The sequence below is a fragment of the Klebsiella sp. MBT K-1 genome (genome assembly GCF_002556465.1).
Classification (GTDB): domain Bacteria; phylum Pseudomonadota; class Gammaproteobacteria; order Enterobacterales; family Enterobacteriaceae; genus Klebsiella; species Klebsiella grimontii.
In genome coordinates this window covers 288,343-306,708 of sequence record NZ_PDEL01000002.1, presented here as the reverse complement: position 1 = coordinate 306,708, position 18,366 = coordinate 288,343, and the positions used below count along the sequence as shown (strand labels likewise).

Here is an 18,366-nt window from a genome sequence, read left to right as displayed (position 1 = left end):
TTAAGGGAACACTATGCGTGTTTACGTTACCGGTAATATTACCGTAGATGAAACCTGGTCCATTCCGGATATACCGAAAAAAGGCGCTTCAATTCACGGCGTTAAAGTTTCGCAGGATATCGGCGGTAAAGGCGCGAACCAGGCGATTATATTAGCCCGCTGCGGAATAGAAACGCGCCTAATTGCCGCCACGGGAAATGACAGCAACGGCGTGTGGATCCGTCAGCAGATAAAAAATGAACCACTGACCTTACTACCCGACGGTCATTTCAATCAACATAGCGATACCTCGATTATTTTAAATAGCGCTGACGGCGACAATGCCATTATTACCACTACCGCCGCCGCGGATACATTCCGCCTGGATGAGATTATTCCGCATATCGCGGATGCCGTCGCCGGCGATATTCTGCTACAGCAGGGCAATTTCTCCCTGGACAAAACGCGGGCGCTGTTCCAGTACGCCAAAAGCCGCAGTATGACGACGGTATTCAACCCCTCGCCCGTCAATCCTGACTTTTGCCATCTGTGGCCGCTCATCGACATCGCGGTGGTCAATGAATCTGAGGCCGAGCTGCTCCAGCCATACGGGGTGAAAAGCTTAGTCATTACCCAGGGCGCCGCCGGCGCCTGGCTGCTCCAGGAGGGCCAGCGCCAGTTTTGTCCCGCCGTGCCCGCCGAGGCGCTTGATACTACCGGGGCGGGCGACACGTTCCTCGCCGTGATGCTGGCCTCCGCCCTGCTGCGCGGCGTCGCGCCGGATGCGCTGGCGCTGGCGCACGCCAGCCGGGCTGCCGCCATTACCGTTAGCCGCCGGGGGACGCTCAGCGCGTTTCCCGGCAGCCATGAGCTTGCCGCCCTGTTAACCACGGGCGGCGCGCGCTGACTTACTTAAACAGCGAACGGTAGGAATCGACGTTCGCTTTGGTCACCACCGTCGCCGGAACCAGAATGGTTTTCGGCACGGTTTTACCCGAAGTGATGCTGTTCAGCGCCTTCAGGGCTTCGGCGCCCATCTTTTCCGGGTCCTGCTGCAGTACGGCGGTCACGTAGCCGCCGTCAATACCGGAAATCGCCTTCGCCGTCAGATCCCAGCCAAAGACTTTAATGTCCTTCTGGCGCCCCTGGTTCTCCACGGCGGCGATCGCGCCGAGCAGCGCGGGTTCGCCGGTGGCATATATCGCCGTCAGGTCCGGGTTACCGGTGATCAGGTTTTCCGCCGCGGTCATTGCTTTGTCCTGCACGTTCTGCCCGTCGACAACGTTAGCGATGGTGATCTTCGGATTGCTTTTCAGCGTCTCTTCGAACCCTTTCTGCCGCTGGTTCTGAATAGCCGAGTTCAGCGCGCCGACGATCCCCAGCCGCGCCTGGCCGCCCATCTCTTTTTGCACGTAGTCCACGAAGTATTGACCAATAATTCTGCCGCCTTCAATATTATCAACGCCGACCTGGGCCGCCTGTGGTCCAGCCGGTAATACGGCGTCAATCGCAATCACCGGAATGTTAGCGGCGGCGGCTTCTTTTACCGCGGGCATAATTCCGTTAACATCGATAGCGGCAACCAGAATGCCTTTAACGCCTTGCTGAATATAGTTTTCAATGGCGTCATTTTGCGCCACGGGATTATCGTTAGAGTTAAATATCACTAAATCTTTGCCGCTGGCTTTTGCCGCATCCTGCGCGCCTTTATTCATCAGATTAAAGAACAGCGCCTGCTGATTGATTTGGACCAGGGCATAAGTCGGAGCGGCCGCGCCGGCGGTCGAAATAAAACTCATTGATGCCAGCATCGTCGTGGCGACAGCAAGTAAACGCAGTTTTCCGGTGTTAAATAACATCATCAGTATCCTCGTCGGGAATAGGTGATAGCCAGCAGAGTTCCGCGCCGCATGCGAACGCAGAAGGATTATTTTTTGGCGGGCAAATATCGTCTATGTGGCCAGAACCATCATCGATCGTTCGGCGAATACCTGTTTAACTTCATTCCGGCAACCGGTCCGTGTCGGCGCGCGACTGGAATGACTTAAACGGGTTTGGGAATGACTTCCCGGATGATGCGGTAAACTGCCTATACAATTCTCCGCAGATTAAAATTTGTCAAGCGTTTATTTGAGGCGATTGTGGGCAGAGAAATTGCTGTATCCAGCGCGCTTAACTATGTTACAGATAGCCGATTCTGGCAGAAATGGCGCAGGAAATGAGTATAAAACGCGTATTGTTATCCGATGTCGCAAAGCTGGCGGGACTGTCGAAAGCCACCCTGTCGCGCTATATGAACAACAGTATTGTGCTGCCGCAGGACACCATCGACCGTATCGAAACGGCGATTCGCGAACTGGACTATCGCGGTAATAGCCTGGCGCGCCGTCTTAGCAAAGGCGGCAGCGAGACGCTCGGCCTGGTGCTGCCCGATATCACCAACCCCTTCTTTGCCGAGCTGGCCGACGCCGCCGAAGAGGCCGCTTCCGCCAGCGGTTATAGCCTGGTGCTGTGCATCACCCGCAATAATCCGGAAAAGGAGTGCCAGTTCATCCGCTGGCTGGATACCTGCCAGGTCGATGGCCTGCTGTTCACCACTAACCGCCCTGATAACGGCCTGCTGCGCAAAGAGGTCCAGCGTCACGAACGCATTGTCCTGCTGGATGAAGATATACCCGGCAGTACGGTGCCAAAGGTGTTTGCCGATAACGTTCAGGGCGGGCGGATCGCCACCGAAAAGCTGATCGCCGCCGGACACCGCCATATCGCCTTCGTCGGCGGTCCCGACAAGCTGATGAGCGTCCGCGAGCGCTATCAGGGCTTCTGCACCGCGATGGAGCAGGCCGGTCTGAGCTGGCCGCCCGAATGGGTGATGTACGGCGACTACCAGCGCGAGTTCGGCCAGCAGGCGCTGCGTTACCTGTTTAGCCAGCCGCTTCGCCCGACCGCCGTCTTCGCCGCCAGCGACTACCTGGTGCTGGGTCTGCTTGACGGGCTGCGCGCCAGCGGGCTTCAGGCGCCGGAGGCGCTGTCGCTGGTCGGCTTCGATGACGCCAACTATGCCGATTTCACCCAGCCGCGTATCTCAACTATCCGCCAGCCCGCCCGCGAACTGGGCCGCACCGCGGTGAATATCATGATGCGCCTGCTGAACAACGACCAGGATATCCCGGCAGAAACCCGCCTGCCGGTAGAATGGATCGGTCGCGACTCAATCAAGATTTGTTAAGCGCGTCCCAAAATGGCGCAAAAGCGCCCAGTTTTGGCGCAAAAAACGATCGATTTACAATCTGTTCACTATAATCAGTAAACCGGTTTACCGGAATGTAATCAATAAACTCTATTGATTACATATGGTTAAGTTACAGGGCTGCTGTGTTGTTCCTGCCCTGGCACGGATGCTGCAATGTTCTTACTGGCGAACAAATATCTTACGTAGCGTTTGTCCTGACTGTGTTGGCGAGTGCTCCACTCCGCAGGTAAACCGGTTTACTAGCATGTAAACCGTGTCGGAGGGGGCATTTTCCGCAGAATGGCGAACATTTTCCCGGCAACAGCGATGGGAGTTATCAGATGCAGCAGCCACACACTACCCCGCCAAGGGTGGAGATGATCAACATCACCAAGACCTACGGGTCGATACGTTCATTGCGCGGAGTCAATCTCGAGCTGGCTCCGGGCGAGGTGCTGGGCTTGGTGGGCGATAACGGCGCGGGGAAATCCACCCTGACCAAAGTACTCTCGGGGGCGGTGATCCCCTCCGGCGGCACGATTCGCATCGACGGCGAACAGCAGCAGTTCGCTAATCCGGCCGATTCGCGCCGCTGCCATATCGAGATGGTCTACCAGGATCTGTCGCTGTGCGACACGGTCGACGTCGCGGGCAATCTGTTTATGGGCCGCGAGCCGATGAAATCGGTCCTCGGTATCCCCTTTCTCGACGAGGCCAAAATGCACGCCGACGCCCGGGAGATGCTTAAAGGACTCGGGATCTCCATTCCGGATACCCGCCTGCTGGTGCGAAATCTCTCCGGCGGCCAGCGTCAGGCCATTGCCATCGCCCGCGCGGCGGCCTTTGACCCGAAAGTGCTGATTATGGATGAACCCACCGCCGCGCTGGCCGTCGCGGAAGTTGAGGCGGTGCTGGAGCTGATTCGCCGCGTTTCCGCTCGCGGCGTGAGCGTGATTCTGATTACCCACCGCCTGCAGGACCTGTTTCTGGTCTGCGACCGGATCATGGTGATGTATGAAGGTACCAACGTCGCCGACCGACGAGTGGCCGACACCAGCCTGAGCGATATCGTTAACCTGATTGTGGGCGAAAAATTCACCGCCCGCTCTGCGGCCGCACATTGAGGTAACAGGATGAGTATCATGAACTTAAGCAGCTCCCGCATGATCCAGCATTCGCTGCCGCGCCGCCTGCTGCATAACCACTCCGGCGTGGTCAGCATCGCGCTCTTTTTCGTCTTCTGCTGCGTGGTGTTCTCGCTGATCACCAGCAACTTTCTCACCGGCACCAACTGGCTCAACATTATCCGTCAGAGCGCTCCGCTGCTGATCGTCGCGACGGCAATGACCCTGGTCATTACCACCGGCGGCATCGACCTGTCGGTGGGTTCCACCCTCGCGCTGGTCGGCGCGCTTTCCGCTATCGCTCTGAATAACTGGGGACTGCCGTGGCCGATGGTACTGCTCGGCGGCCTGCTGCTCGGCGGATTGGTGGGCACCATCAACGGCTTCTTTATCGCCTATGAGGGCATACCGGCGTTTATCGTCACCCTCGCCACCCTGGCCGTGGTTCGCGGCATCGCGCTATTGGTCACCCAGGGCTACTCGATCCCGGTTCCGGCTGACAGCCTGTTTACCTTTATTGGCCGCGCGTGGGTTGTGGGAATCCCTATGCCTGCGCTGATCGGCATTATGATTCTGCTTATCGGGCACATCGTTCTCAACCATATGCGTTTTGGCCGCTACGTGACGGCTATCGGCGCCAACGCCGAAGGCGCGCGACGCAGCGGGATTAACACCAAAGCGGTCACCATGAAGGTCTATATCATCAGCGGCATGGCCGCCGCGCTGGCGGGGATGATTATCACCGCGCGCCTCGGCAGCGGCTCCTCCAACCAGGGCGAAGGTTTTGAACTGCAGGTCATCGCCGCTGTGGTGCTCGGCAGTACCAGCCTGTTTGGCGGCTTCGGCACCATTATCGGCACGCTGCTGGGCGCGCTGTCGATTGCGGTGATTCAGAACGGGCTGATCCTGTCGCATATTTCGCCGTTCTACACCCAGATCGCCACCGGCACTATTATCCTGCTGGCTATCTGGCTGAACACCCGCATTCTCAACCCCGCGCGCTCCGCGGCAAAAGGATAGCAGATGAAAGGATCAATTTTTCGCCATCCCGACCCGCTGCCGGTCGGCGTCAGCAGCGGTTACGTGATGACGGTGCTCGGCCCGCTGCCGATAAGTGAAATGGGCGTGACGCTGATGCATGAGCATATTCTGCTGGATGCCTCCGGCAAATGGGTGCCGCCCTGCTGCTGTAGCGATCGCCATCTTGCCGAAATGCCGGTGAAAATGGAAAACCTCGGCGAACTGTCGCTGAACCCGCTGATGAGCCGCGATAACTGTCAGTTGTTTGACGTCGACGTCGCGATTGAAGAGCTGACGAAATATCGCGCCCTTGGCGGGGAAACGGTAGTCGATCCGACCAATATCGGCATTGGCCGCGATCCCAAAGCGCTGGCGCGTATCGCCCGTCTGACCGGCCTGAACATTATTATGGGCACCGGCCTCTATCTGGAACCCTCGCACCCCGAGTGGGTTAGAACCAGCAGCGTTGAACGGCTGACCGAGCGGCTAATCTACGATCTTGGCGGCGCGGAAGAGAAACCGGAGGTGCTCGCCGGACTCATCGGCGAAATCGGTATCTCAAGCCGCTTTACCCCGGATGAGGAGAAATCCCTGCGCGCTGCGGGCCGGGCCAGCGCCGCGACCGGCGTGCCGATCGAGGTCCACCTGCCCGGCTGGGAACGGCTGGGTCACCGCGTACTGGACATTCTCGAGCAGGAAGGCGCCGATCTGCGCCATACGGTGCTGTGCCATATGAATCCCAGCTTTGCCGATAAGCGCTACCAGAGGGAACTGGCGCAGCGCGGGGCGTTTCTCGAATACGACATGATCGGCATGAGCTATTACTACGCCGACGAGTCGGCGCAGTCGCCCTCCGACGAGGAGAACGCCCGCGCGATTCGCGAGCTGATTGGCGACGGCTATATCCAGCAAATTTTGCTGTCGCAGGACGTCTTCCTGAAAACCATGCTCACCCGCTACGGCGGCCACGGTTACGGCTACATACTCAAGCATTTTGTACCCCGCCTGCGGCGCCACGGCGTCAGCGGCGAACAGCTTGAAACCTTGATGATTGGAAATCCCCAACGGGTCTTCGGCGGATAAAAGGAAAGTCATAATGCAGAAAAAAATCTTACTGGTCGGTGAATCCTGGACCAGCACGTCAACACACGTTAAAGGCTTCGATCAGTTCGCCACCGCCACCTGGCACACCGGCGCGACGGATTTTCTGGCGGCGCTCGCGGACAGTGCCTACGCCATTACCTACATGCCCGCCCACGCGGCGGCGACAGACTTTCCGCTGACGCTGGAAGCGCTGCTGCAGTGGGATGCGATTATTCTGTCGGATATCGGCGCCAATACGCTGCTGCTGCATCCGGACACCTGGCTGAAAAGCCGCCGAACCGCCAACCGTCTGACGCTTTTGCATGACTACGTGGCCGGCGGCGGGTCGCTGATGATGATCGGCGGCTATTACAGCTTCCAGGGAATCAACGGCGGCGCGCGTTATCGTAATACCGCGGTGGAGAAAGTGCTGCCGGTCCGCTGCCTGGCATGGGACGATCGCATTGAAACGCCGGAAGGTTGCTATGCCGAGGTGACGGAATCCCACGCCCTGTTTAACGATATTCCGGGCGAATGGCCGTGGCTGCTGGGTTATAACGAAGTCGAAATGCATCCGGAGGGCAAACTGCTGGCGACGGTCGCCGGTACCGGTCATCCGCTGCTGGCCGTTCGCGAATATCAACAGGGTCGCTCGCTGGTGTGGACCAGCGATATGTCGGCACACTGGCTGCCGGAAGAGTTTGCCAAATGGCCCGGCTATCGCCAGCTGTGGATTAACTGCCTTGACTGGCTGACGGAACATCGCTGATGACCACCACCCTTGAACTCGCCCGGCAGCTGCTGGGCTTTAACACCATCAACCCGCCGGGCAGCGAAGCGGACTGCATGCGGTACTTTGCCGACTGGCTTAACGCTAACGGTTTTGCAGTTTCGCTGTCGTCATTCGGCGAGAGTCGCAGCAATCTGATCGCCTGGCTCCCCGGGGCAACGCCTGGTAAACCGCTGGCCTTTACCGGGCATCTGGATACCGTGCCGCTGGGAAATGCCCGGTGGCGGTACGACCCTTTCGGCTCGCAGATGGAAGACGGGCGCCTTTATGGACGCGGGTCCAGCGATATGAAAGCGGCGATAGCGGCGTTTGCCGTCGCCTGCGTTCAGCAGCGGGAAACGATCCTCGCCGGGCGCGGCGCGGTATTGCTGATTACCGGCGGGGAAGAAACGGGCTGCGACGGCGCGCGGGCGCTGATCGCCTCCGCGCCGTTGCCGGAAGTGGGCGCGCTGATCGTCGGCGAGCCCACCGCCAATTATCCGGTTATCGGCCATAAAGGCGCGCTCTGGTTACGCTGCGAAACGCGGGGAAAAACTGCCCATGGCGCGATGCCGGAGCTGGGGATTAATGCTATCTATCTGGCGGCGGATGCGCTGGCTAAAATCCAACATTTTTCGCCGGGCGCGCCGCATCCGCTGATGAAGCAGCCCACGGTAAACGTCGGACGTATTGAAGGCGGGCTAAATATTAATTCCGTGCCGGACCGCACGCGTTTCGATGTCGATATCCGCAGCGCGCCTGATTTACAGCACGCCACCATCCGCCAGCGGTTGACCACGCTGCTTGGCGAGAGCGTCACGGTGTCGACGCTGGTCGATCTGCCCGCGGTACTCAGCGAACAGGATCACGCGTGGATAAAACAGGTTTATCAGCGTTGCCAGCCGCTGCACGATCGGCCGCTTGAGCCGCGGGTGGTGCCCTACTTTACCGACGCCTCGCTGCTGCTGCCGGCGTTGGGCAATCCGCCCTGTATCATTCTCGGCCCCGGCGAGCCGTCTATGGCTCATCAAACCGACGAGTACTGCCTGCTCAGCCGGCTGGAAGAGGCTGAACAGCTGTACGGGAACCTGATTCGCGACTGGATGGCGTAAATCGGCCGCGGCGAAGGAAAAAAATACGTGACAGTGTCACTTAATGCCGCTGCCGCGCGTTCAATCCGCCGCAGGAAAAATCAGCGATTAGCGTTTGAATAAAATCGCGGAATAACAGAGGATAACCGCCTCGCATCCGGAATAGCTCATCGCCAGCAAGGAGGCATTACCATGTTCGTGAAAATCAGCCCGCTGCTCATTTGCCCCCTCGCTTTACTCCTTTCCGCCTGCTCGGGTAGTGCTTCTGCGCCGGACAGCACCGAAGACGCTAAAATATCGGCAGAAGTGGATAAGATACTTCGCGATTATCAAACGGGTTCAGATACTTCACCGCAGGCCAATGCCTCACGCTATCTGACCCAGATCCAGAAGGCTATCTTCGCTAAGATAGACCAGCCGGCGTCCTGGCAAGGGCAAACATGCTCGGTGCGCTTAACGCTACAGCGTGACGGGACGGTGGAGAATCCAACGGTCGAGAACGGCGATCCGGCGCTATGCGCGGAGGTGATGTCCGCGCTGAAACAAGCCACAATCCCGCCTGCGCCAGACGAAAAAACCTATCAAACATTCAGTCATGTCGTTCTGGACTTCAGGCCCTGACAGATCTTTGTGGGATCCTTTCGCAGAGGCCATTCGGCCCCTGCTTCATTGTCAGAACTCAATGCGCCCGCCGAAATTATAGCGCCGCCCTTCCAGCATCGCCGTCTGCCGGTAGGCGGTGGTGTAAACCGGATTTACATCAAACAGATTGTAGATCCCGCTCATCAGGGTGACGCGCTTAGTCAGGTGGTAACGCGCGCCTAAATCCACCAGCGCGTAGGCGTCCGTTGCGCTGGACTTGCCGATATCCGGCGATCTGCTGCGCCAGCTGGCCCTGGTCCATAGTTCCAGATCGGAAGTGGTGTTCCACGTCAGCGAAACGTTGGCCATACTGCTGGGGAAATCGTTTAGCGCATAGCCTTTATACTCGCCGCTTTTCTGTTCGCTGTGGGTGTAGGTATAGTTGGCGTTCGCCTTCAGCGCTGCGGTCACCTGCCAGTCGCCGTTCAGCTCCACACCGTAGATCTGCGCATCACCGACGTTAATATATTGCGACACGCTATCGGCGGTATAGCCGTTGTATTGGCACTTCTGGGTAGCCGATGAGGTACAGATGGTATGGTCGCTGATTTTATCTTTAAATTTGGTGTAAAAAAGGGTGGCGTCGAGCGCCAGGGCATCCCGCTGCCAGTACACGCCCAGCTCGGTATTGATGCTTTGTTCCGGCTTGAGATCGTCGTTGCCAATACCGATTTCAGAATAAGGATAAGCCCCGTAGACGCTGGTAAAACCGGCATTATTCTGGCGTAAATCCGGTTTTTTATAGCCGGCGGACACGCCCCCTTTCAGCGCCCAGGTTTCGTCAATGGCCCAGTTACCGTACAGCTTAGGCGTAACGTGATAACCGAAATAGCTATCATGATCGAGGCGCGCCGAGGTCGTCAGGGTAAAGTCCGGGACGATCATCCACGCGTCTTCCGCGAATACCGCCCAGCCGTGGCGGGTAATTTTACTGACCGGGGTGACGCCGGGCGCCTGTTTGTCCGCGATACCGAAGGTGTCATTCAGTTCGTTGCGCGTAAAGTTGACGCCTAACGTCAGCTTGTGATCGGCCAGCGTAAAGGTGTTCGCGCTATTGGCCTCAAAATTATTCTGCTTAATAAACTGCGGGTCCATGCCGGGCACGCGATATTCCGTGCGGGCCTTTTCGTAGCTGATAAAGTTCTTCACCTCCAGCAGGTCATCACCGTACCACGCATGCTGTGACAGCGAGGCCGCATCGCGGTCAAAACCCCAGTACCACTCTTTGTCGTTATGGGTTTTCTCCTGATTGCCTTTGGTGGCGTTCAGATCCCAGAGCTGGGTATCGGTTGGCGACAGAGAAATCGTGGCATCCAGATTTCCGGACTGATGTTTAACAAAACGTTCTTTCGTGGGGCTGTCATCATCGCGACGATCAAGATAATCCGCGCCCACGCTGACCCCGAGTTTACCCGGCACTACCGGCCCCATAAAGAACGCGTTAGTCTGGTTGGTGTTGCCGTATTCGCTTTTCTCCTGCAGGAAGTAATTATCCTCCAGCACCCCCGTCCATGCGTCGAGGTTATACGCCTTTTTGGTGATGACGTTGACCACGCCGCCAATAGCGTCAGAGCCGTACAACGAGGACATCGGCCCGCGAATGACCTCAATCCGTTCAATAGCGGCCAGCGGCGGCATAAACGCCGCTTCCGTCCCAATATGATGCCCGTAGGGACGAGATTCGCGGGTAGATTGCTTGATGCCGTTCACCATATACGAGGTATAGGTCGAATCCATACCGCGCATCTGAACATCGCCGGTCGCCAGGCTGCCGTGACCGTTGCCCACCAGCACGCCCGGCATCTCGCGCAACGCTTCGGATATGTTCTGGTTTGAGCGGGTATTCAGCGCCTTCTCATCGAGCACCGAGATCGTCGCCGGCGCCTCGCGTCGCTCCTGGCTGAACCCGCTGGCGGTGACGACCATCTGCTCTTCGTTTACCGAAGCGCCATCTGCGGCGAAGGCTGCCGCGGGTAGATTCAAGGCGAGCGCCATCGCCACGTCCAGGCGTGTTTTTATCGTCACAAAAAAATCCTTAGAATTTAGTTAGATCAATCTTGAGAACGTAGTCAGCCTGGTCGCTTTTTTCGTCCTGTTTGACGCTGGCATAGAGCGTTCCGCCATCCGCTGAAAGCACCAGGCTGTTGGGCATGGCCGCCGTTTTGATGGTGTGTTTGAGATGGTTGGTTTTCGCGTCGATGACGCTTATCGAGCGATCGTTACGATGGGTCACATAGATTTCATCGCGCCCGGCGTGATAGAGCACGGCGATGGAGTTTGGCGAAGCGATACGATCGACCAGCTTGCCGGAGTCCAGCCGCACCACCAGCACATCGCGGGTATTGGTATCGGCGATATATCCGACTCCGGCGGCGCTGTTCAGGGCGATATTGAGGAAATAGTGCTCCGATTCAGCCGGGTCGACCTTCACCCGGGAAAGCAGTTTCGACGTTTTGCCATCGAGGGTAACCAACTCCCCGTCGCCGGTCACCGCATAAACCTTCTCACCCGCGGTAGCAACGGCAAACCCCACCGGGTCGATGTTCTTCAACGTATCAATTAGCTGCTGCTTGCGGGTATCGACCACCCAAAGCGGGCCCTGGCCCTTGCGCCCGATCCCTGACACATACAGACGCCGGTTTAGCTTATCCAGCACCACTTCGCGGACGTGGGCCTGTTTTTCCGGATCTGAATCATCGCTGAGCTGAAGCGTTTTAATCACCCTATTGGTCTGCGTATCCAGCAGCGTCAGCGAACCATCCAGCGCATTGCCCAAATACAGGATATGGTTTTCTTCATCCAGAGAGAGCGCAAAGGCGCGGCGTTCGGTGGCGATTTTCTCATCAATCCGCAGAGAGTCGGCCGCAAGTCGAAACACGACGCCCGCCGTTTTATCTTTATCAAATGAGGGCGCGGAGGCGGCATACAGCGCCTTCTGACCGCGATCATAGGCCAGTTCATAAACGCCATGGCCAAGAGGCTGAGAGCGGAATTCCCGCTCGCTGAAATCTTTTGCCGACGCAGAAAGCGCATGCAGAGAAAACGAAATGACCAGCGCGCCGCGCACGGCTTTCTTCAGGGATGCGATAGACATGTAATTTTTCTTTACAGTATTTTACGGAATGCAAACAATAATGAAAATGAATATCGTTTGCAATTACATATTCCTCCCTCTTCCCTACCATTTATTGTGTTGTGATAGACGCCGCTGCGGTGTAGGTGCCGGCGGCCATACCGCCATGTTGAGAACCCATCACCGGGTAACTCGCTGTAATTTGCTGACTAACTCCGCCAGGCTCCCCGCCTGCATTTTCTCCATCACCCTCGCCCGATGAACCTCCACCGTGCGTACGGCAATACTCATCGCCTGCGCAATCTCCCGATTCATGAGCCCTTTCATCACCAGCAGCGCAAGTTCTCTCTCTTTAGGGGTAAGTTGCTGATAGCAATCGACGACTTTTTTCTGTGCAAAGCGCTCGCCGGAGACCGTGAGCCCATGTTCCAGCGCCGCCTGCAGCGGTTTTAGCGAAACCGGCTTTTGCAGAAAATCCACCGCACCGCGTTTCATCTCCTCTACCGCCATCGGCACGTCGCCATGCCCGGTCAAAAACACCACCGCCAGGGTACTACCGCGCTGACGCAGCGCCTCGTGAACCGCCTGGCCGTCCAGCACCGGCATCCGCATGTCCAGCAGCACAACACCGACCTGATACAGATCGGCCTGCGCGAGGAACCGTTCCCCCTCTTCCCAGCACACCGCCTCATAGCCCAGGCTCTCCAGTAAAAAAGCGCATGCCCGGGTCACTGCCGGATCGTCATCTAAGAGATGAATTATCGCCATTGTCGCTCCGCTCTTCTTGATGCGTGAATGCCAGTACCACTACCGCGCCGGGCCGTCCATCGGGCGCCGTTTGATTCCTTATGCCGATCTCTCCCCGGCCATAACGCACCAGCCGCTGACAGATAACCAGCCCCAGCCCCATTCCCTCTTGCCGGCTGCTCTTAAACGGCTGGAATGCCTGCGCTAGCTGCGCGTCATCGATACCGCCGGCGTTATCCTGCAGGACGATCCTCACGCTTCCGGCATCGCGAACGGCATCAATCCACAGCATCTTCGCTCCGGCCTGCGCCGCATTGAGGATCAGATTCGCCAGCACCTGCTCAAGCAGAACAGGCGGTAAGACGATGGTCAGGGCGTGGTCTATGTTGCTTATCATCCGAAGTCCGGGAAACTGTCGCGGCACGTGCAGCCACTGCCAGACATTATCAATCGCCTGAACAATGCGAACGCTCTCCCACTTTTCGGCCGTAACGGATTCTCCTTGCGCCTGGCTCACCCAAAGCCGCAGATTACGCAGCGTCTCCGCCCCGCGCTGCGCCTGAAGATCAATGTTCTCCAGCGCCGACAGTAAAGGATGCTGCGGATCCTGCTTCTGCAAGCGGATCGAACAACCCTGAGCATAGTGCCGGATAGCCGACAGCGGCTGATTTAACTCATGTGCGAAACCCGAAGTCATTTCGCCGAGTACGCTTATTTGACGGGCCGTTTCAAGGGCCTGCTCCTGCTCGCGCAGCCGGATGGCGCTGCGTTCAAGCTGCCTGCCGCGCCGTCGCACCAGCAGCATCACCCAGATATAATTGAGTATCAGTAGTATCAATATCAGCCCGGCTCCCGCCACCAGCAGGCGATTCTGAACAAACCAGTTCCTGACATCCATCCATAACAGTCGCTGCTGAGGATGCTGTTTCAGTTCGCGCATGAGCGCTTCGGCCTGGCTGGTTGAGGCAGGCGCGCCCCAACGAAAAACCGCATTATCAGGCGCATTAAGCAACACGCGGGTCACGCGATCGGCCACCTCGTCGCTTACGGTGGGCAGCGCGGCAAAAGACCAGTCTCTGTAAAGCCGGGTACTGGTTACGCAAGGTGCGGATTCCGGGCGTGTTATCAGCGCGACAAAATCAACTTTATCAATCAGCCCCTCTTCATCCATCATTTCCAGCAGACACGCCGGAACAATGGCTGCCTGCACGGCATTTTCGCGCAGCAGATAAATAAGCGCATCGGCTGGAAATCCGGTGAAGCGCAGATGGAGATCGCTGTCTGGCCGCAATCCGGCATCGCTCAGCGCTTTGTATCCCAACAGGTAGCCGCCAAAAGCCAGGGGATCGATGGCGCCAACCGTTTTCCCGATCAAATCCATAGGCGTCTTAATTTCGCCGTCGCGACGGGCCAGGATGACGCTTCCTATTATGTTCTTCACGCCATGAGAAGCGCGCAATGAGGCCAGCCAGCGTAAGGGGAAATGAGTATTTAGTTGAACAAACTGCCCGGGGTGGGTCACGACAAACTGCACGCTACCGTTCTTGACCGCTTTCTGCATCTCATGCAGATCCAGCGGACGAATATGGAACTGCTGATCCGGCATCTGCTGATTCAGAAATGATTCCAGCGGCTGCCAGCTGCTGCGAGCAATGGCATCGCCGCGAATCGACAGCAGACCGATATACCATGAGTCCGCCCGTGCCGGACAGATCAGCAGTAATGTAGAGATCAGCAGCGCCAAACGCCCCATCGTTTTCGCTCCCACTCAACCATCCCTTTCACTATATTGATTTAAATCAACTATTAGACGGGTATGTGGTTAACCACAATAGCGATCCCCCCGCCGAGATTTTTACACTACGAATCATCAACACTGTTTATGTATCACAAGCAAGTCAATGATGTTGTAAATATTTCTTAGCCGCCGCGCGAGGGGAAAATATGGGCAAAAGTAAACTACCGTTTCTTGGGCAGTCGGGCATTGCGAGCGCCGACGCTTCTCGGGTTCCGCACATCCAGGCAAAAAAAGAACAGGTTCGGTCTCGCTCCCAGGAGATCGGCTGGCTCTTGTGGGCGTTACAGTATGTTTTTTTTATCGGCGTGGCGCTGTTTGTCTCTGTCCGCTGCGGGAGCAAAAAGCTGACGCCGCTGCGCGAGAGACGCGTGGACCTTCATCAAACCGCCTGTTCCGGGTGTTTTTATGTCTCTTCAACTCCGAAGTCGAAGATGCCCCGGAGTGCACCATTGACTCTGTTATTCAGCCGGGCGTTTACGGCACCATTTTCTGCTAAACGTTACGCCGTCATCGATCGGCGGATTTATACCGCGGGCCATTTCCGCGCTCGGCATGCTGATATTCTGGCACATGGTATTGTGTCGTTATATTTTTGCCCTCTATCCCCAGCCCACCGTTCCGGGTTGCGGGACCTGCCAGCCGCGGCTTAGCGCGCTGACTCACTGACCGATTTTTTTGCCATGCGGATCCGCTCGTGAGGGGGCATGGCGTTGGTTACCGGCCAGGGACCTCCCCGCCGGCTGGCGTATTTCTGATGATAAATAAAGCGTTAAATTGATAAGAGATAGAGCCTGAGCACCCGCCTCCTGAATGAGACGTTCTTCTTTATAACCTCAACACCACTGTGCGCCGTTTTTTCTGATAAGGCGCAATAATAGCATTAGTATATTTAATCATTTATGAAAAAATGAGTTAACGATATTCTTATTCAAACGAGACAGCGTATTGTATAGTTGTCCTGTGCTTAACTTGCTAATTTCCAGCGTAGCGTATTACTTCTCCCGCTCCCGGTTTTAATGCTTATTACGGCTCCGGAGTTTTCCATCTGGCATAATAAATAGCGCATGCTGTAAATACTAATATCCATTTCGTTGGCGATCTCTCGTGTCGTCAGCCAGATTTCACTTTCGGATTGTTTTAAATGTAAACGACTGGTCGTCAGGCGTTTCATGCTTTGCAACGTACGGTACTTATCATCTGATTCATCACCGCCTTCAGGAGAAAGTTTTGTTTTCCAGATAAGCCGATCGTCAGCATATTCCGGAACATGATGCTGGACAATTTCAGCGTATTTTTTTGAAACAGCCTGAGAGCCTAACCACAGTACGAAGTCGCTATACCTTTTTATATTGATTTTACGCATAATAGAACGGCGATAGCTGCTCAATGCTTTTATAGAACAACCCATTTTTTGCGAAATCTCATAATGCCCCAAGCCTTGACTTAAATACCCTAGCATCAACTGTTCTCGCCATGCCAGTTGGTAAGGCCCTGGGCATTTAGAGCAGTTTGGCTTACGCAGATCCGGAGGGCCGCTCATCGAGTCAGCGAAAAATAAAGTAAACAATTTTCTGCGAATAGTGGCCACGGAGTTTCTCATGGTAATAACGGCATTGATGACCGGACAGTTAATATTCCGATCGTAATGCTCGCTACGCGGATATACACTTAACCATTTTTTACCTAACATTTTGAACTTATATTCATTGTGTGTACGGAACTCATGACACCCCACCCAATCAAACACTTTTTCACCCGGCGTGTGGAATTTCACGATCAGATCCGCGGCCATAGGCTCGCTAGTCTTAGAGATAATCACTCCGCCCTGATACTCCTCTTCAAACAACTCTTTCAACAGGAATATAAGCCCCATGGAAAAATAATTATTCTCAGTTGCTATATGCACTGGCAAGTGTAGTGGTTTAGCAGTAGGTACCATAATGAACCTCCTTCCGGTTTGATTCAGCTCGTCCTGTTTACATATATGAGCTTAAGTTAATTATACAATTGAATTAGTACAAAGACTCTCGAGTACACGAATTATATATTAAAAGAAAAGTAAATATTTAACCTTTACATTTACATTGTACGTTGTTTAACCACTCGAACTTTCCAATGCTCGACATAGTTTCCCCGTTCTGCTGGGTCGCCGTATTCATTTACTTTCACCGCTAATTCGGCTTCACCATTCAAGCGTATTTTTTTTGCAACCACCCGCAGCCAGGTCGGCAGCTCGCTAATTTTTTCTTGCAGTACCAGACCAGAAAGATCGGAGTCTGCAATCAAGGTTCCGTCAGTCAGACGACGTATAAACGAAAGCGTTAATTCGGTTGCCGACTCATTGTCGGGTAATACCTCGTTACCGGTATGGATGACCCGGAACCAGGCTTCGTTACCGGCAGCTAATGTATTTTCCTGTTTAATAAAGTTATGTAACCATTCCTTGTCGCGTACCTCCCTGTTTTTCATGGTTTTCTTTATAGCATCGCTGACGCGCTGATTAGCCCTGGCAAGATGTTGTTCAAACGCCTCCTGAGACAGGCGGCGTTCTCCGCGTAGCGTTTCCGTTATCCCCGCCAGAAATAATTTACGATCAATCTGAACACCTTGTTCATTTCGCTGTTCAAGCAGTTCAACAATATCAACACCCATCGCCATACCGGCGGCAAAATCCGCTAAATCTTGTTCACTTGTAGGGAGTGGTGGATACTTTGCCAGCTTCAGATTTTTTTGCATTTCCTGCGTCAAACGCTTCCACTGCCCATTCTCCGCCTCCAGTTTGCCGAGCTTTGACATAATTAAATGACGTTCTTTGTCGTTATTTTTTAAAATAACATTTTCACCCTCACGCTGGGCTAACTTATCGCGCATGCTTTTTATTTCGTCTTTCTGTTTCAGATATAGCTCTTGTATCATTCGCTCTGAAGGCGTGGCGGAAATATGTTGAATAACCGATTTCAGCCAGCGGCCTAAGATACGAGAATCAGGTAGATAAACGTCTGTTTCGTTCTTGTTTATTATTTTTTGCTCCCTCCTCACCTCCGGATATTTGATAACGCCAGAAGGCGGAATATCAGGAGTTTTCGCAGATTTTTCATCTCTCTCTTTTATTTTTGCCGGCACCGTTGTGGCTTTCACCGCGACGGACGGCCTGGCGTTAATCTTTTCTTTAGCAGACGCTTTTGGCGGCGTCTTTGATTTTTCCCGCGGCGCAGGACGTCTCTCTTCCTGCGATTGCTCGCTGCTTTTATTGACTTCTTCGCGCTGGGTCCAATCCCTGGCATAGTTTAAGACATCGGCCTGAACGCATGGAATCATCGTGACACCGAGAATGAAGACGATTGCATTCCCTGCTCGATGACTCATTCGAGTTTATCCCCTGTTGGTTTGACTGCCAGACTATTTAGCATTTCTCCACGGATCTCTGAACATAGTTTTACCGCCTGGAACTTATATAAAGCATCAATGGCATGACGCGTTTCTGGATTTATTGCGTTACGAACGCTGGTATATCCCGAAGCGCCGTGCATAACTCGCTCAAAGCGAGCTTTTAATTCGGTATATCTGAGTTGATTAACGGTACCGAGCGCACTTAATTCCTTTTCGCATTGAACCATATCGACCTCCCCCTCCGGATTTGTCGGGGGGGCAACCGCTTCCCCAGAGGAAGTCACTAACGACGGTGCTTTTTTAGGCACACAACCGGTTAAAAAAAAACCTGCAAAAATAACTGCGACAACGCCTGATTTAATCATCATATTATTAACTCCAGAAATATTTCCCATCGCGCACTCTCATTACCAGAACA

17 protein-coding genes are annotated in these 18,366 nt (G+C 55.1%); 9 read left to right on the top strand and 8 right to left on the bottom strand.

Annotation, left to right across the window (positions count from 1 at the left end):
• The first annotated feature begins 13 nt into the window (after positions 1–13).
• Positions 14–886: a PfkB family carbohydrate kinase gene (locus CMQ96_RS03975; RefSeq protein ID WP_098065975.1), complete on the top strand. Its 873-nt coding sequence runs from the start codon at positions 14–16 to the stop codon at positions 884–886.
• 1 nt (position 887) lies between these two features.
• On the opposite strand, the gene CMQ96_RS03970 is transcribed toward CMQ96_RS03975, so the two are convergent.
• Positions 888–1,841 (bottom strand): substrate-binding domain-containing protein, encoded by a 954-nt coding sequence (locus tag CMQ96_RS03970; protein WP_004136977.1) that lies wholly within the window; start codon positions 1,839–1,841, stop codon positions 888–890.
• A 344-nt stretch (positions 1,842–2,185) separates the two neighbouring features.
• On the opposite strand from CMQ96_RS03970, the gene CMQ96_RS03965 reads away from it, so the two are divergent.
• The 7 genes from CMQ96_RS03965 to tolA all read left to right on the top strand — a co-directional run bounded on the left by CMQ96_RS03965 (position 2,186) and on the right by tolA (position 8,919).
• Entirely contained in the window at positions 2,186–3,208 is a 1,023-nt protein-coding gene (locus CMQ96_RS03965) for a LacI family DNA-binding transcriptional regulator (protein WP_024358148.1), read from the top strand.
• Between the two features lie 380 nt (positions 3,209–3,588).
• Positions 3,589–4,335, top strand: coding sequence for an ATP-binding cassette domain-containing protein (locus CMQ96_RS03960; RefSeq protein WP_024358147.1), 747 nt, complete (start codon positions 3,589–3,591; stop codon positions 4,333–4,335).
• A gap of 18 nt (positions 4,336–4,353) precedes the next feature.
• Positions 4,354–5,355 (top strand): ABC transporter permease, encoded by a 1,002-nt coding sequence (locus CMQ96_RS03955; protein ID WP_176518974.1) that lies wholly within the window; start codon positions 4,354–4,356, stop codon positions 5,353–5,355.
• Between the two features lie 3 nt (positions 5,356–5,358).
• On the top strand, positions 5,359–6,438 hold the full coding sequence (locus CMQ96_RS03950; RefSeq protein ID WP_024358146.1) for a phosphotriesterase: 1,080 nt from the start codon (positions 5,359–5,361) through the stop codon (positions 6,436–6,438).
• A gap of 13 nt (positions 6,439–6,451) precedes the next feature.
• On the top strand, positions 6,452–7,207 hold the full coding sequence (locus tag CMQ96_RS03945) for a glutamine amidotransferase (protein WP_049089785.1): 756 nt from the start codon (positions 6,452–6,454) through the stop codon (positions 7,205–7,207).
• Positions 7,207–8,319 (top strand): M20 family metallopeptidase, encoded by a 1,113-nt coding sequence (locus CMQ96_RS03940; protein WP_004136962.1) that lies wholly within the window; start codon positions 7,207–7,209, stop codon positions 8,317–8,319. Before CMQ96_RS03945 ends, CMQ96_RS03940 begins: the two co-directional genes overlap by 1 nt.
• 171 nt (positions 8,320–8,490) lie before the next feature.
• On the top strand, positions 8,491–8,919 hold the full coding sequence (gene tolA, locus CMQ96_RS03935) for a cell envelope integrity protein TolA (RefSeq protein WP_049103445.1): 429 nt from the start codon (positions 8,491–8,493) through the stop codon (positions 8,917–8,919).
• Between the two features lie 51 nt (positions 8,920–8,970).
• Here tolA and CMQ96_RS03930 read toward each other — a convergent pair whose 3' ends face one another.
• The 4 genes from CMQ96_RS03930 to ttrS form a co-directional block, all read right to left on the bottom strand.
• A complete protein-coding gene (locus tag CMQ96_RS03930; RefSeq protein ID WP_004870348.1) occupies positions 8,971–10,965 on the bottom strand; it encodes a TonB-dependent receptor domain-containing protein in 1,995 nt (664 codons plus the stop codon).
• A 10-nt stretch (positions 10,966–10,975) separates the two neighbouring features.
• Positions 10,976–12,034, bottom strand: a complete 1,059-nt coding sequence (locus CMQ96_RS03925; RefSeq protein WP_098065968.1) for a YncE family protein — start codon at positions 12,032–12,034, stop codon at positions 10,976–10,978.
• Between the two features lie 159 nt (positions 12,035–12,193).
• Positions 12,194–12,781, bottom strand: a complete 588-nt coding sequence (gene ttrR, locus CMQ96_RS03920; RefSeq protein WP_024358141.1) for a tetrathionate respiration response regulator TtrR — start codon at positions 12,779–12,781, stop codon at positions 12,194–12,196.
• Positions 12,756–14,528 (bottom strand): tetrathionate respiration histidine kinase TtrS, encoded by a 1,773-nt coding sequence (gene ttrS / locus CMQ96_RS03915; protein ID WP_098065965.1) that lies wholly within the window; start codon positions 14,526–14,528, stop codon positions 12,756–12,758. The genes ttrR and ttrS overlap by 26 nt, the downstream gene beginning before the upstream one ends.
• A gap of 176 nt (positions 14,529–14,704) precedes the next feature.
• Between ttrS and CMQ96_RS28280 the strand changes: the two genes are divergently transcribed.
• Positions 14,705–15,208, top strand: a complete 504-nt coding sequence (locus CMQ96_RS28280; protein WP_141522376.1) for a hypothetical protein — start codon at positions 14,705–14,707, stop codon at positions 15,206–15,208.
• A 314-nt stretch (positions 15,209–15,522) separates the two neighbouring features.
• Here the strand turns inward: CMQ96_RS28280 and CMQ96_RS03910 are convergent, their stop codons facing one another.
• The 3 genes from CMQ96_RS03910 to CMQ96_RS03900 all read right to left on the bottom strand — a co-directional run bounded on the left by CMQ96_RS03910 (position 15,523) and on the right by CMQ96_RS03900 (position 18,316).
• Positions 15,523–16,497: a helix-turn-helix domain-containing protein gene (locus CMQ96_RS03910; protein WP_024358139.1), complete on the bottom strand. Its 975-nt coding sequence runs from the start codon at positions 16,495–16,497 to the stop codon at positions 15,523–15,525.
• A 140-nt stretch (positions 16,498–16,637) separates the two neighbouring features.
• Positions 16,638–17,924 (bottom strand): FKBP-type peptidyl-prolyl cis-trans isomerase N-terminal domain-containing protein, encoded by a 1,287-nt coding sequence (locus tag CMQ96_RS03905; protein WP_098065962.1) that lies wholly within the window; start codon positions 17,922–17,924, stop codon positions 16,638–16,640.
• A complete protein-coding gene (locus CMQ96_RS03900; RefSeq protein ID WP_226331231.1) occupies positions 17,921–18,316 on the bottom strand; it encodes a hypothetical protein in 396 nt (131 codons plus the stop codon). Before CMQ96_RS03900 ends, CMQ96_RS03905 begins: the two co-directional genes overlap by 4 nt.
• Positions 18,317–18,366: the final 50 nt, after the last annotated feature.

Bases quoted from the DNA above. Each gene is read 5' to 3' on its own strand.
- CMQ96_RS03975 (WP_098065975.1), top strand. From the start codon at position 14: ATGCGTGTTTACGTTACCGGTAATATTACCGTAGATGAAACCTGGTCC.
- CMQ96_RS03970 (WP_004136977.1), bottom strand. From the start codon at position 1,841: ATGATGTTATTTAACACCGGAAAACTGCGTTTACTTGCTGTCGCCACG.
- CMQ96_RS03965 (WP_024358148.1), top strand. From the start codon at position 2,186: ATGGCGCAGGAAATGAGTATAAAACGCGTATTGTTATCCGATGTCGCA.
- CMQ96_RS03960 (WP_024358147.1), top strand. From the start codon at position 3,589: ATGATCAACATCACCAAGACCTACGGGTCGATACGTTCATTGCGCGGA.
- CMQ96_RS03955 (WP_176518974.1), top strand. From the start codon at position 4,354: ATGAACTTAAGCAGCTCCCGCATGATCCAGCATTCGCTGCCGCGCCGC.
- CMQ96_RS03950 (WP_024358146.1), top strand. From the start codon at position 5,359: ATGAAAGGATCAATTTTTCGCCATCCCGACCCGCTGCCGGTCGGCGTC.
- CMQ96_RS03945 (WP_049089785.1), top strand. From the start codon at position 6,452: ATGCAGAAAAAAATCTTACTGGTCGGTGAATCCTGGACCAGCACGTCA.
- CMQ96_RS03940 (WP_004136962.1), top strand. From the start codon at position 7,207: ATGACCACCACCCTTGAACTCGCCCGGCAGCTGCTGGGCTTTAACACC.
- tolA (WP_049103445.1), top strand. From the start codon at position 8,491: ATGTTCGTGAAAATCAGCCCGCTGCTCATTTGCCCCCTCGCTTTACTC.
- CMQ96_RS03925 (WP_098065968.1), bottom strand. From the start codon at position 12,034: ATGTCTATCGCATCCCTGAAGAAAGCCGTGCGCGGCGCGCTGGTCATT.
- ttrR (WP_024358141.1), bottom strand. From the start codon at position 12,781: ATGGCGATAATTCATCTCTTAGATGACGATCCGGCAGTGACCCGGGCA.
- CMQ96_RS28280 (WP_141522376.1), top strand. From the start codon at position 14,705: ATGGGCAAAAGTAAACTACCGTTTCTTGGGCAGTCGGGCATTGCGAGC.
- CMQ96_RS03910 (WP_024358139.1), bottom strand. From the start codon at position 16,497: ATGGTACCTACTGCTAAACCACTACACTTGCCAGTGCATATAGCAACT.
- CMQ96_RS03905 (WP_098065962.1), bottom strand. From the start codon at position 17,924: ATGAGTCATCGAGCAGGGAATGCAATCGTCTTCATTCTCGGTGTCACG.
- CMQ96_RS03900 (WP_226331231.1), bottom strand. From the start codon at position 18,316: ATGATGATTAAATCAGGCGTTGTCGCAGTTATTTTTGCAGGTTTTTTT.